This window comes from Streptomyces sp. NPDC104381, assembly GCF_055583745.1.
Genome location: NZ_JBVJNK010000003.1, coordinates 455,864 through 469,094 on the forward strand (window position 1 = coordinate 455,864; position 13,231 = coordinate 469,094).

General features: G+C 72.9%; 12 protein-coding genes. 8 read left to right on the forward strand and 4 right to left on the reverse strand.

Annotated features, from left to right (window positions below; translation table 11 throughout):
* Positions 1 to 262: 262 nt before the first annotated feature.
* The gene (locus ACZ607_RS11525; RefSeq protein WP_469734164.1) at positions 263 to 1,486 is read left to right on the forward strand and encodes a cupin domain-containing protein; all 1,224 of its coding nucleotides are present in this window, start codon (positions 263 to 265) and stop codon (positions 1,484 to 1,486) included.
* 10 nt (positions 1,487 to 1,496) lie between these two features.
* A complete protein-coding gene (locus ACZ607_RS11530; RefSeq protein WP_469734166.1) occupies positions 1,497 to 2,414 on the forward strand; it encodes a sucrase ferredoxin in 918 nt (305 codons plus the stop codon).
* 76 nt (positions 2,415 to 2,490) lie between these two features.
* On the opposite strand, the gene ACZ607_RS11535 is transcribed toward ACZ607_RS11530, so the two are convergent.
* Together ACZ607_RS11535 and ACZ607_RS11540 are read right to left on the reverse strand one after the other, a co-directional pair.
* Entirely contained in the window at positions 2,491 to 3,402 is a 912-nt protein-coding gene (locus ACZ607_RS11535) for an aldo/keto reductase (RefSeq protein WP_469734167.1), read from the reverse strand.
* Between the two features lie 13 nt (positions 3,403 to 3,415).
* Positions 3,416 to 4,357, reverse strand: a complete 942-nt coding sequence (locus tag ACZ607_RS11540) for an NAD-dependent epimerase/dehydratase family protein (protein ID WP_469734169.1) — start codon at positions 4,355 to 4,357, stop codon at positions 3,416 to 3,418.
* Between the two features lie 70 nt (positions 4,358 to 4,427).
* Here ACZ607_RS11540 and ACZ607_RS11545 point away from each other — a divergent pair, with 70 nt between their 5' ends.
* Complete coding sequence (locus ACZ607_RS11545; protein WP_469734171.1) at positions 4,428 to 5,336, forward strand: LysR family transcriptional regulator; 909 nt, start codon at positions 4,428 to 4,430, stop codon at positions 5,334 to 5,336.
* Positions 5,337 to 5,422: 86 nt separating this feature from the next.
* Positions 5,423 to 6,757 carry a TerD family protein gene (locus ACZ607_RS11550; RefSeq protein ID WP_469734917.1) on the forward strand — a complete coding sequence of 445 codons (1,335 nt, stop codon included), beginning with the start codon at positions 5,423 to 5,425 and terminating at the stop codon, positions 6,755 to 6,757.
* Positions 6,758 to 6,769: 12 nt separating this feature from the next.
* Here ACZ607_RS11550 and ACZ607_RS11555 read toward each other — a convergent pair whose 3' ends face one another.
* Entirely contained in the window at positions 6,770 to 7,951 is a 1,182-nt protein-coding gene (locus tag ACZ607_RS11555; protein ID WP_469734173.1) for a glycosyltransferase, read from the reverse strand.
* A 58-nt stretch (positions 7,952 to 8,009) separates the two neighbouring features.
* Between ACZ607_RS11555 and ACZ607_RS11560 the strand changes: the two genes are divergently transcribed.
* The 4 genes from ACZ607_RS11560 to ACZ607_RS11575 all read left to right on the forward strand — a co-directional run bounded on the left by ACZ607_RS11560 (position 8,010) and on the right by ACZ607_RS11575 (position 11,620).
* Positions 8,010 to 8,801, forward strand: a complete 792-nt coding sequence (locus ACZ607_RS11560) for a glutamate racemase (protein ID WP_469734175.1) — start codon at positions 8,010 to 8,012, stop codon at positions 8,799 to 8,801.
* Positions 8,802 to 8,871: 70 nt separating this feature from the next.
* Positions 8,872 to 9,447: a hypothetical protein gene (locus ACZ607_RS11565; protein ID WP_469734176.1), complete on the forward strand. Its 576-nt coding sequence runs from the start codon at positions 8,872 to 8,874 to the stop codon at positions 9,445 to 9,447.
* A 60-nt stretch (positions 9,448 to 9,507) separates the two neighbouring features.
* A complete protein-coding gene (gene lnt / locus ACZ607_RS11570; RefSeq protein WP_469734178.1) occupies positions 9,508 to 11,130 on the forward strand; it encodes an apolipoprotein N-acyltransferase in 1,623 nt (540 codons plus the stop codon).
* Between the two features lie 10 nt (positions 11,131 to 11,140).
* Positions 11,141 to 11,620 (forward strand): NUDIX hydrolase, encoded by a 480-nt coding sequence (locus tag ACZ607_RS11575; protein WP_469734180.1) that lies wholly within the window; start codon positions 11,141 to 11,143, stop codon positions 11,618 to 11,620.
* Between the two features lie 81 nt (positions 11,621 to 11,701).
* On the opposite strand, the gene ACZ607_RS11580 is transcribed toward ACZ607_RS11575, so the two are convergent.
* Positions 11,702 to 13,087, reverse strand: coding sequence for an MFS transporter (locus tag ACZ607_RS11580; RefSeq protein WP_469734182.1), 1,386 nt, complete (start codon positions 13,085 to 13,087; stop codon positions 11,702 to 11,704).
* Positions 13,088 to 13,231 lie beyond the last annotated feature (144 nt).

The following is a 13,231-nucleotide window of genomic DNA, read 5'->3' on the forward strand; positions in this document are numbered from 1 at the left end:
TCATGGCCAACCCCGAACAGGATCCGAACGGGCAGGAGGGCCCGGCCGACGGTGGTGCGGCTGGTACGCCGGGGGTTCATGACGGTGGTGCCGATGGTGGGGCGGAGGGTCCCGCTGACGGTGGTGCGGCTGGTACGCCGGGGGTTCATGACGGTGGTGCCGATGGTGGGGCGGAGGGTCCCGCTGACGGTGGTGCGGCCGGTACGCCCGGAGTCCACGACGGCGGCGCCGACGGCGGGGCGGGCGAATCCGGCAGTCGCCGTTGAGCACCTCCCGGACCGAACTCCGGAACCCCGGCCCCACGGAGGGCGCCGGGGTTCCGGAGACGCGTCCGGCCCGTCTGACCCGTCTGACCCGCCTCGGCCAGGAGGAGTTCGCCCGCGACATCTGGGGGCGCAGAGCTCTGCTCACCCGCAACGTCAGCGACTTCTCCGACCTGTTCTCCGCCGGCGCCGTCGACGAACTGATCGCGCGTCGCGGGCTGCGCACCCCCTTCCTCCGCGTCGCCAGGAACGGCTCCACCCTTCCCGAGTCGTCGTACACCTCGTCCGCAGGCGTCGGCGCCACCATCTCCGACCAGCTCGACGACACGGCGCTGTGGCGCCAGTTCGCCGACGGCGCCACCCTCGTCCTGCAGGCCCTGCAACGCACCTGGGGGCCGGTCGCCGACTTCTGCACCGGGCTGAGCACCGAGCTGGGGCATCCCATCCAGGCCAACGCCTATGTCACCCCTCCGCAGAACCGCGGATTCGACGACCACTACGACGTCCACGACGTCTTCGTCCTCCAGATCGAGGGCACCAAACGCTGGGTCGTCCATGAGCCCGTCCACCCCGATCCGCTGCGCGATCAGCCCTGGACCGACCGCCGCTCCGCCGTCGCCGAGGCCGCGAGGAGCACGCCGTACATCGACACCGTGCTGGAGCTGGGCGACGCCCTCTACCTGCCTCGGGGCTGGCTGCACGCCGCCGAGGCGCAGGGAGAGGTCTCGGTCCACCTGACGATCGGGATCCACACCTGGACGCGGTACGCGCTCGCCGAACAGCTGGCCGCCTCCGCGCTCGCGGCGCTGCGCGACGACCCCCGGATGCGCGGGAGTCTGCCGCTCGGCGTGGACACCCCCGCCGAGGAGATCGATCTCGTCCGCGAACGTCTCGTCGCCGCCGTCACCGAGGCCGATTCCGCTCCGTCGTTCCACCGCGCCCGGCGGGGACAGGCGCGCCCGGCCCCGCTGGGGCCGCTGGCCCAGCTCGCGGTCGTCGACGGCCTCGGCCCCGCGACGCCCGTACGGCTCCGTGAGGCGCTCGAAGCACGGCTGGAGGGACCGCGCCTGACCACACGTGTGGGATGGCTCGACTTCCCGGAGACCGATCTGCCGTCGGTGATCCGCCTGCTCGACGGCGAGGTCCGTACGGCCGGTGACCTCGGCATCGAGCTCGTCGAGAGACTGCTGCGCGCGGGCGTACTGGTTCCCGCCGAGCGGTGACACCGCCGCGATGACCGCGAAGGATCGCTTCCTCTGCGCCGACGCGGCCCGGACGCGCGGCGACTCGATGGTGGGAACGGCGCCGCACGGCACCGTCTGGGTCCTCATCGAGTACCGGGGCGGCTGGCCGGCCAACGGCTTCGACGGCCTCGACCTCGAACCCCGTACCAAAGCGCTCGTGTTCTCCGCCGCCCAGGCCGTACGGGCCCGGATCCTGCTGGTCAGGCGGCACGGGCGGCACACTCCCGAAGGCGCGCGCCGCTGGGCCGTACTGCGCTACGAGAAGTCCGGCGCCCACCGGCAGCAGTGGGGCACCTGGAGCCGGGACGAGGACCTCGCGCAGATCGTCGGGGCCCTCGGTGCCCCAGGCCAGCCCGGGCACCCCCCGGTCGTCCTGGTCTGCGCCCACGGCCGGCACGACACCTGCTGCGCCGTGCGGGGGCGGCCGGTGGGGCGCGCCCTGAGCGACCGCTGGCCGGACCTGGTGTGGGAGTGCACGCACGTCGGCGGGGACCGGTTCGCCGCCAACGTCGTCGTCGCGCCCGACGGCGTCTACTACGGCGGTCTCGATGCCGCCTCCTCCGTCGAAGCGGTCGAACAGCATCTGGCCGACCGTATCCACGCCGGCCATCTGCGCGGATACACCGACCTCTTCCCGCCCCAGCAGGCCGCCGTCACCGCGCTGCTCAGGCACTTCGGCCCGGCGGGACGCCATGCGTACGCGGTCGCCGAGACCACGCGTGACGGCACCGGGTGGCGGATCCGCGTCATCCGCCACCCGCCCCGTCCGGCCGCCTTCGACATCGAGGTGCGGTCCCACCGCACCACGCCGTACCAGCTGACCTGCCGGGGGCCGGCGATGAGCCCGGCCGTCGTCCACGAGGTCGTCTCGATCCGCACGGCCGAGCGTCCGAGGCCGTTCGACTGAGCCGCCGGGGACGCGAGGAGCGGTCGTACGCCGAAGTCGTCGTACGCCGGACCCCGGAGGCCGCGTACCCGGTCTCTCAGGGTTCCTCGTGTTCCGACCCGTCGGTGCCCGGCCACGCCTCGTCGAGCCGCTTCAGCTCCGCCTCGGTCAGTTCCAGCTCCGTGGCACCGGCCGAGTCCTGGATGGAGGCGGGCCGGCTGGCTCCCGGCACCGGGACCATCAGCGGGGAGCGGCCGAGCAGCCAGGCCAGGACGACCTGTTGAGGGCTGACTCCGCGTGCCTCGGCCACGTGGTGGAAGGGGGTGCCCGCGGAGGTGGGGGCGGAGCTGCCGTCGAGGGAGCTGCGCCGGATGCCGCCGAGCGGGCTCCAGGGCAGGAAGGCCAGTCCCAGCCGGGTGCTCAGCCGGAGCTCCGGCTCGCTGTCGCGGACGGCGGGGGAGTACTGGTTCTGCACGGAGACCAGACCGTCGCCCAGGATCCCGTGCGCCTCGACGATCTGACCGGTGGTCACGTTGGAGATGCCCGCGGCCCGGATGGTGCCGGCGTCGAGCAGCTCGCGCAGCGCGCCGACGGAGTCGGCCCAGGGAACGGCGGGGTCGGGCTTGTGGAGCTGGTAGAGGCCGATGGCCTCGACGCCGAGCCGCCCGGCGGACGCCTCGGCGGCGTACTTGAGGTGGGCGGGGGTGCCGGTGACGGTCCAGCTGCCGTCGCCCGGACGGCCCCGGCCGCCCTTGGTGGCGACCAGGACGTCCGAGGTGTCGCGGCCGTAGCGCCGCAGGGCCCGGGCGATGAGGTGTTCGTTGTGGCCGGTCTCGTCCGCGTGCCAGTGGTAGCTGTCGGCCGTGTCGATCAGGGTGACCCCGGCGTCGAGTGCCGCGTGGATGGTGGCGACGGCGCGTTCCTCGTCGGGGCGTTGCTCGATGGACAGGGGCATGGCGCCCAGGCCGACGGCGCTGAAGGTGGTGTTCTTGACGGTGCGGTACAGCATCGGGTGTCGTCCTTCAGGAGGCGTGGGTGGCGGATGTGCCGAGCGCTTCGGCGGCGGCGTCGGGGAGCCAGTCGGCGGTGCGGGAGAAGGTGAAGCCCAGGTCCTTGGCACGGGCGTTGCTCATGGCGTAGTGGCGGTCGAAGGAGAACGGGCCGGCCGCCTCGCCCGCGGCGACCGTCCGGTACACGGGCTCCCGGCCGGTGCGGGACGCGATCAGTCCGCTCAGTTCGCGGACGTCGAGCGGACCGTCGGAGCAGGCGTTGACCGCACCGGTGAAGCCGGTGGCGGTGCTCGCCCACAGCAGCAGGTCCGCCATCTCCTCGTGGTGGATGAAGACCGTGGGCAGCTCCTCGGCGTACACGTCGACCGTCCCGCCCCGGGAGACGCGCTCGGCGTAGTGCGCCAGACGGCCGGTGAACTCCTGTGCCCCGCCGCCGAGTACATGGGCGCTGCGTACGGAGACGAAGCCGAATCCACCGGCCCGGGTGAGGACGGCCTCCGCCTGTCGTTTGCCCTCGGCGTAGTGGGCGTCCTGGTACGCGGCGTCGTGCCACGGCAGGTCCAGACGCACCCGCCAGACGGCCGGGTCGACGAGGTCCTCCGTCACCGGTGTGCCGGCGGGGACGGCCGGGAGGTCGGCGGTGGCCGGGTCGTACACCTCGATCGTGGACGTCATGACGTACCGACGGGTGCGGTCGCGGAAGACGCGGGCGGCGACGGCGGCCTGCGCGGGGGTGTAGCAGATCTGGTCGACGACCACGTCGAAAGTACGGGTGCCGAGCGCGGCGGTCAGCGCCGCCTCGTCGTCGCGGTCGACGACGAGGTGTTCGACACCGGCGGGTGGCCGGGTGGAGCCCCGGTTGACGACAGTGACCTCGTGGCCGGCCTCCGCCAGCCGTTGGACGAGGAGTTTTCCGAAGTAGCGGCCGCCGCCGATGACGCAGATCTTTCGCATGGCTCCATCGTGGTCGCCTATCGTCATCAGCAGAAGTGCCGTCCTACTGGAAACGCGTTAAGGAATACTGTTGATCGATGTGCAACGGCTCCGCATCCTGAGGGCGGTGGCGGAGCACGGGAGCTTCAACCGCGCGGCCACCTCCCTCCGCCTCACCCCCTCGGCCGTGTCCCAGCACGTGGCCGTCCTGGAACGCAGCCTCGGAGCCCAGGTGGTGGCCCGCAGCACCCGGGGCGTCACGCTCACCCGGGCCGGCCAGATCATGGTCGGGGCCGCCGAGTCCGTGGCCGCCGAGCTCGAACACGCGAAGCAGCAGGTCGACCGGCTCAGCACGGGCCGCACCCAGCTCACCGTCGCCACGTTCACCAGCGGCGGCCGCGTCCTCCTGCCCGGCGCCCTCGCCCGGCTCACCGCCGCCCACCCCGAGACCGTGCTCCACGTCAGGGAGGGCGAGCCCGAGGAGTGCCTGCCGATGGTCCGGCAGGGCACGGTGGACCTCGCCCTCGCCTACCACTTCGACGGCCCGCTGCCCGGCCGGTCGGGCACGGGCTCCAGTCTGCGGTGGACGCCGCTCATGGAGGACCCCCTGCACGTCGTCCTGCCCGACCGCCATCCGCTCGCCGGCCGCGCGGCCATCGAACTCGACGAGCTGGCGGGTGAACCGTGGGTGCTCGGCTGCCTCAAGACCGAGGCGTACCTGCGCCGTTACGCGCAACGCGCCGGCTTCGACCCGGACGTGCGGGGCACCACCACCGACTACTTCTTCGCCGGCTCCCTCGTCGCCGCCGGACTGGGGGTCTCGCTCATCCCCTCCATCGCGCTCGTCCCCAGGGTGCCGGGCGTCCACATCGTCCCGATAGAGGCACCGGCCCCCGCGCGCCACCTCGGTGTCGCCGTGCTGGGCCACCGCCGCGATCTCCAGGTGACGACGCTGATCGAGGCCCTCCGGGAGCAGGCGGTGTCGCTCGGCGCGTCTTGACCCGGCAGCGCCGTGCCGGGAATGTGGGCTCCCCGGCGGACCGGGGGCTAGGTTTGCGGGACACTCTCCGGGCAGCCGGACTCGTGATGGGGGCGAGCATGACCATGCAAAAGGGAACGAACGTCGTAGTGCCGGCTCCGGCCGTACGGGTCGAACTGGGCTGGCACACCGCTCCCGGCACACCCGACGTCGACGCGTCCGCGCTCCTCCTCGTCGCGGGAAAGGTGCGCAGCGACGCGGACTTCGTCTTCTACAACCAGCCCGCGCACGGCTCCGGCGCGGTGCGCCACGAGGGCAAGCGGACTGCGGGGGGCGCGGTCACGGACAGCCTCTCGGTCGACTTCGGGCGGATCGAGCCGGCGATCGACCGGGTCGTGATCGCCGCCTCCGCGGACGGCGGCACCTTCGGGCGGGTGAGCGGGCTCCACGTGCGGATCCTGGACGCGGCGAACGGCACCGAGATCGCGCGCTTCGACAGCGCGGACGCGAGCGTCGAGACCGCGTTCATCCTCGGTGAGCTCTATCTGCGGCAGGGCGCCTGGAAGTTCAGGGCCGTGGGGCAGGGGTACGACACCGGACTCGCGGGCCTCGCCACGGACTTCGGCATCTCCGTCGACGAGCCGCAGCAGGCGGCCCCGCAACCCCCGCGCGCTCAGCAGGCCCCGCAGCCGCAGCACGCCCCGCCGGTACCGCAGCCTCAGCGGGCACCGGCGCCCCCGCAGCGGGCCCCCCAGCCGCCGGCGCCCCCGGCCGCACCGCCCGCGCCCCCCGCCGTGCAGGCCGTACGGCTGTCCAAGGTCACCCTGACCAAGGAAGCGCCTACGGTGTCGCTGTCGAAGCAGGGCGGAACATCCGGAACGCTGCGCGTCAACCTCAACTGGGAGGTGCGCAAGCAGTTCAAGGGGTGGGGCGCGAAGCTCGGCAGGGCCGTCGCCATGCACGCCGACCTGGACCTCGACCTCTGCGCCCTGTACGAACTCACCGACGGCAGCAAGGGAGTCGTCCAGGCGCTGGGGAACGCCTTCGGCTCCCTGCGGCAGCCGCCCTACATCCACCTCGACGGCGACGACCGTACGGGCGCCGTCTCGACCGGCGAGAACCTCACGGTCAACCTCGACCACAAGAACCGGCTGCGCCGTGTCCTGATCTTCGTTACCATCTACGAGGGCGCCCGGAGCTTCGCCGACCTGCACGCCACGGTCACCCTCCAGCCGCAGAACGGCGCGCCGATCGACTTCTCCCTCGACGAGTGCACCGTGCCCTCCACCGTGTGCGCGCTCGCACTGATCACGAACAACGGGAACGACCTCACCGTCCAGCGCGAGGCCCGCTACCTCGTCCCGCAGCGCGGGGTCAGCCCCCAGCGGACCATCGACGCCGCCTACGGCTGGGGCATGAACTGGACGCCCGGACGCAAGTGATCCGGGGCGGGGTCAGGGTTCCGGCGCGGCCTCGGGACGGGCGTACGTACGCCCCTTCCAGGCCGCACCGAGCCCCCGGTAGTGCTGCACCGCCGAATCCACCGTCATCAGGAGGTAGAGGACCGCGGTGAGCGGCAGCAGCGGGGCCAGCCACAGGGACTGCCGGTAGTACCCGAGCATGGGCATGTACGTCCCCGCCATCACCGCCCAGGCCGCCCCGCCCGCCGCGGCGGCGACCGCGTCCCCGGCCAGCAGTCCGGCGACCAGCGTGACGGGCGGCACGACATAGACCAGGAGCAGCCCCAGGACCGTACCGGCCAGCAGCCACGGGCTGTGCCGCAGTTGGGCGTACGCACTCCGCGCGACCATGTGCCACAGGTCGGCCAGCCGTGGATAGGGCCGCACGCTGTCCACCCGGTCGGCCAGTCCCAGCCAGATGCGGCCACCGCTGCGCCGTACCGCGCGCGCCAGCGACACGTCGTCGATCACCGCCGAACGGATGGACTCCGGGAGCCGCGCCCGCTCGACCGCTCCGGCCCGCAGCAGTACACAGCCGCCCGCCGCCGCGGCGGTCCGCGACCTCTCGCCGTTCACCCGGCGGAACGGGTACAGCTGCCCGAAGAAGTAGACGAAGGCCGGCACCACGAGCCGCTCCCAGGTGCTCGTCACCCGCAGCCTGGCCATCTGCGAGACCAGGTCGAACCCGCCCGCGCCCTCGCTCCCGGCGGCCGCGACGAGCTCCCGCAGACTGTCCGGCTCGTGCGCGATGTCCGCGTCCGTCAGGAGCAGGAACTCAGGCTTCCGCTGCCGGGCCAGAGCCATCCCGTGCCGCAGGGCCCAGAGCTTGCCCGTCCACCCCGGCTCCGGCTCACCGGTCGTCACCACCGTCAGCGGCAGCCCCCCGTACCGCTCGGACAGCGCACGGGCCAGCTCGCCCGTGCCGTCGCCGCTGTCGTCGTCCACCAGGAAGATCTCCGCGTCGCCCGGATAGTCCTGGGCGAGCAGCGACGGCAGGCTCACCGGCAGGACCTCGGCCTCGTCCCTCGCGGGGACGACCACGGCGACCGAGGGCCAGCGCGCCGGGTCCCCGCGCAGCGGCAGCCTCTGGTCGGTCCGCCAGAAGAAGCCCTGACCCAGCAGCAGCCAGACCCATACGATCAGCGAACCCACGGCGGTCCAGGCAACGGCGCTCATCCGTGGAAGTGTGCCCCACTCCGGCGGTGCCGCAAGGGCTGTCGACTATGGTGACCGGGTGAAGATCGCACTCATGGACTCCGGAATCGGCCTGCTCGCGGCAGCGGCCGCAGTACGCCGGCTACGGCCCGACGCCGATCTGGTGCTGTCGTCGGATCCCGGGTCCATGCCCTGGGGCCCCCGTACCCCCGAGGACGTGACCCAGCGCGCGCTCGCCGTGGCGCGCGCCGCCGCGGCACACCGGCCGGACGCCCTGATCGTCGCCTGCAACACCGCCTCCGTCCACGCCCTGCCCGCCCTGCGGGCCGAGCTGGAGCCCGGGCTGCCGGTCATCGGCACGGTGCCCGCCATCAAGCCGGCCGCCGCGGGCGGCGGCCCCTTCGCGATCTGGGCCACCCCGGCGACCACCGGAAGCCCCTACCAGCGCGGGCTGATCACCGACTTCGCCCGGTCCGTGGACGTCACCGAGGTGCCCTGCCCGGGGCTCGCCGACGCGGTGGAACACGCCGACGAGGAGGCCATCGACCGCGCGGTGGCCGCTGCCGCCGCCCTCACACCGGCCGAGGTGACGGACGTCGTCCTGGGCTGCACCCACTACGAACTGGTGGCCGAACGCATCCGTGCCGCCGTCGAGGCAGGCCGGCCCGGCCGTGCGCCCCTGGTGCTCCACGGTTCCGCCGACGCGGTGGCGGCGCAGGCACTGCGCCGTGTCGGGGCGGCGCCCGCTCCGTCGGCCGAACCGGTCGGCACTCTCACCGTCCTCCTCGGCGGTCACGCCGCTGACCTGCCCGAACGGGCGCAGGTCTACGCCGAGGGCCGACTACTCAAGGCCGTCACCTCCGCCATCTGACCGCACGCGGGGCCCCGCCGGGCGCGCGCACCCCCTCCTCGCGGCGCGGAACCTGGGTACGCTGCTTGGCATGACGGACCACCCCGGTAACACGTGGCACGGTTCGAGCCAGGCCCCGAGCACGGTCTGGACGGGACGGGCCACCAATCGCTTCCAGTGGCTGCTCGCGGCCGTCGGCGCCGCGTGTCTGGCGCTCGGTATCGAGCTGGCGGTCGACTCGGCCTGGGGCGGCGGATTCGCCCCCCTGCTCATGTCCGTCATCGGCTGTGTCGCCGCGGGACTCCTGATCCTCTTCGGGACCCTCGCCTTCGTCCATGTGGCCGTCAAGGTCGACGGGGACGCCCTCGAGGTGCGCTGCGGTCACGCCGGGCTGCCCAGGCGCCGGATCCTCCTCACCCATGTGGTGGGCGCGGACTTCGCCCCCAAGGTCACCCCGCGCCAGTGGGGCGGCTGGGGCTACCGCTGGCGCCCCGAGCAGGGCACGGCCGTGGTCGTGCGGCGCGGGGAGGCGCTGGTGCTCCGGCTCGGGGACGGCATGACCTTCACCGTCACCGTCGACGACGCGGAGGCCGCCGTACGGTTCATCCGCGACCGGCTGCACCTCACGGCCAACGGCCCGGCCCAGGGCAGGGCCCGGGGAGCCTGAGTCCGCCCGGCCGTCGGAGCGGCTGCCGCTCGCACAGCCGCTCACCGTAGACTCCGGCAGGTGAGCGCCACCATCACCACCGTCGAACCGCAGCCCGCCCCCGCGCCCCGCAGCAGGAAGCTGTGGCCGCGGCTCGTCCGGCCGGCCGCAGCCGTGCTGTCCGGTGCGATGCTCTACGCGAGCTTCCCGCCCCGGCCCCTGTGGTGGCTGGTGCTCCCCGGCTTCGCCCTGCTGGGCTGGGTGCTGATCGCACGGCGGGCGCGCGCCGCGCTGGGTCTCGGTCTCCTCGCGGGCCTCGGCTTCATGCTGCCGCTGCTGCACTGGACGGGTGAGGAGGTCGGCCCGGTCCCCTGGCTGGCGCTGGCGCTGGCCGAGGCCCTGTTCATCGCCGTCGGCTGCGTGGGTATCGCCGCCGTCTCCCGTCTTCCGTACTGGCCGGTCTGGGCGGCTGCCGTGTGGACCCTGGACGAGGCGCTCCGGGCCCGCGTCCCGTTCGGCGGCTTCCCCTGGGGCAAGATCGCCTTCGGTCAGGCCGACAGCGCGTTCCTGCCGCTGGCGGCGCTGGGCGGCACCCCGCTGCTCACGTTCGCCGTCGTGCTCTGCGGCTTCGGGCTGCTGGAGGCCGCCCGGCAGGTCCGCCGCCACCGCGCCACCGGCACCGTGCCCCGCTCCGCCGTCGTCGCCGCGGCCGTCACCGTGGCCGTCCCGGTCGCCGCGGCGCTGGCGGCCCTCCCGCTCGTGGACGACTCGCCCGAGGACGGCACCGCCACGGTCGCCGCGATCCAGGGCAACGTGCCGCGGCTGGGGCTCGACTTCAACTCCCAGCGCCGGGCGGTCCTGGACAACCACGCGGAGCGCACGGAGCAGCTCGCCCGTGACGTCGCTGCGGGGAAGGTGCCCCGGCCCGACTTCGTACTGTGGCCGGAGAACTCCTCCGACCTCGACCCGTACCGCAACGCCGACGCCCGCGACGCCATCGACCGGGCCGTACGGGCCATCGGCGCCCCCACCGTCATCGGCGCCGTCCTCACCCCCGACACCGGAGCCCTCCGCAACACACTGATCCAGTGGGACCCGGAGAGCGGGCCCGTGGACACGTACGACAAGCGGCACATCCAGCCGTTCGGCGAGTACATGCCCATGCGGTCCGTCGCCCGGATCTTCAGCAAGGACGTCGACCGGGTGCAGCGTGACTTCGGCCCGGGGAGCAAGGTCGGCGTCTTCGACCTCGCCGGTACGAAGGTCGGGCTCGTGACCTGCTACGAGGCCGCGTTCGACGACGCCGTGCGCGACACCGTCGAGCACGGCGGGCAGCTCATCGCCGTACCGAGCAACAACGCGACCTTCGGGCGCAGCGAGATGACCTACCAGCAGCTGGCGATGAGCCAGGTGCGGGCGGTCGAGCACGGGCGGTCCGTCGTCGTGCCCGTCACCAGCGGCGTCAGCGCGGTGATCCGGCCGGACGGCACCATCGTCGAGAAGACCGAGATGTTCACGCCCGACGCCCTGGTCGACGAGGTCCCCCTGCGGTCCTCGTTCACCCCCGCCACCCGGCTGGGCCCCCTGCCCGAAGGCGTCCTGGCGCTGCTCGCCGTGGCCGGGCTGGGCTGGGCCACGGCCCGCTCGGTGCGTGCGGGGAAGGACCGGACGGCCGGGTCCTCGAGCGCCCAGGCCGCCCCGTAGGCTCGGCCGCATGGGTACTCCAGACTTCATCCGCGACATCCGCGCCACCGCCGGCCACCAGCTGCTTCTCCTGCCGGGGGTCACCGCGGTCGTCTTCGACGACGACGGCCGGGTGCTGCTCGGCCGGCGCGCGGACACCGGCGAGTGGTCGGTCATCGGCGGCATCGGCGAGCCGGGCGAGGAGCCCGCGGTGACGGCGGAGCGCGAGGTGTACGAGGAGACGGCGGTGCACTGCGTCGCGGAGCGGGTCGTGCTCACCCAGGCCCTGAAGCCGGTGCAGTACGCCAACGGCGACCGCTGCCAGTACCTCGACATCACCTTCCGCTGCCGTGCGACCGGCGGGGAGGCGCGGGTCAACGACGAGGAGTCGCTGGAGGTCGCGTGGTTCGACGTCGACGCGCTGCCGCCGCTGAGCGAGTTCGCGCTGTTCCGGATCAAGCAGTCCCTGACCGACGGTCCCACCTGGTTCGCACGGTCCCCCCAGGCCTGACGGGCCCGGCCCGCCGTCCAGGCCGTACTACGGGCCCGGCTCCCCGTCCGACGGGAGCCGGGCCCTTCTGCGCTGACCGGTTCAGACGCTGCGGGCGTCGGCGGGCAGGGTCCCGGTGTCCGCCCGCGGGCCGGCGTCCGGCTCCATGTCCGCGAGGTCCCGGCTCCGGGTCTCCTTCGCGCAGACGATGGCCAGTACGGTGATGAGCGCGGCGGCGATGACGTACAACGAGATCGGCGTCGAACTGCCGAAGTCGGCGAGGAGCGCGGTGGCGATGAGCGGGGCCGGGGCACCCGCGGCGACCGACGAGAACTGGGCGCCGATCGAGGCACCCGAGTACCGCATCCGCGTCGCGAACATCTCCGCGAAGAAGGCCGCCTGCGGGGCGTACATGGCGCCGTGGAAGATCAGCCCGACCGTGACGGCGAGCAGCAGCCCCCCGAAGCTCCTGCCGTCGATCAGCGCGAAGAACGGGAACATCCACAGCGCGACACCGATGGCGCCGACGAGGTAGACCGGCCTGCGCCCCACCCGGTCGGAGAGCGCCCCCCACAGCGGGATCACGGCGAAGTGCACGGCGGACGCGATGAGTACGGCGTTGAGCGCCGTCTGCTTGCTCAGGTCCGCCGAGGTCGTCGCGTACACGAGGATGAACGCGGTGATCACGTAGTAGCTGATGTTCTCGGCCATCCGCGCGCCCATGGCGATCAGCACATCGCGCCAGTGGTGCCGCAACACGGCGACCAGCGGCATCTTCTCGGCGGGCGCGGCGGCCGCCTTGCGCTGCTCGGCCTGGGCGAGGGCCGCCTTGAAGACAGGTGATTCATCGACAGAGAGACGAATCCACAGACCCAGGATCACGAGCACACCGGAGAGGAGGAAGGGGATCCGCCAGCCCCAGGCCCCGAACGCGGAATCGGACATCAGCGCGGTGAGGGCGGACAGCACCCCGGTCGCCAGCAACTGCCCGGCCGGCGCGCCCGTCTGAGGCCACGACGCCCAGAACCCCCGGCGCTTCGCGTCGCCGTGCTCCGACACGAGCAGCACGGCGCCGCCCCACTCGCCGCCGAGGGCGAACCCCTGCACCAGACGCAGGACGGTCAGCAGGACGGGCGCCGCCGAACCGATGGTGGCGTGCGTCGGCATCAGCCCGATGGCGAAGGTCGCGCCGCCCATCATCAGCAGGCTCAGCACCAGCAGCTTCTTGCGCCCGAGCCGGTCCCCGTAGTGCCCGAACACCAGGGCTCCGATGGGGCGTGCGGCGAATCCCACGGCGTACGTGAGGAAGGAGAGGAGCGTACCGACGAGCGGGTCGGACTCGGGGAAGAACAGCTTGTTGAAGACCAGCGCGGCAGCGGAGCCGTACAGGAAGAAGTCGTACCACTCCACCGTGGTCCCGACGAGGCTCGCGGCGACGATGCGGCGGAGGTTGGACGGGGGTGGGGGAGCGGTTGCTGGGGCGGCCATGGATACCACTTCCGGACAGTTGGCGGGGACGTTTCCGTGTCGCCATACCGTAGGAAGGGGCAGGTCAGGGGCGTATGTGGCGGGACACCATAGTTCGGGCCGGCGGTGTGCGTGCGAACGCCACGGGAAGGCGCCACCAACCTC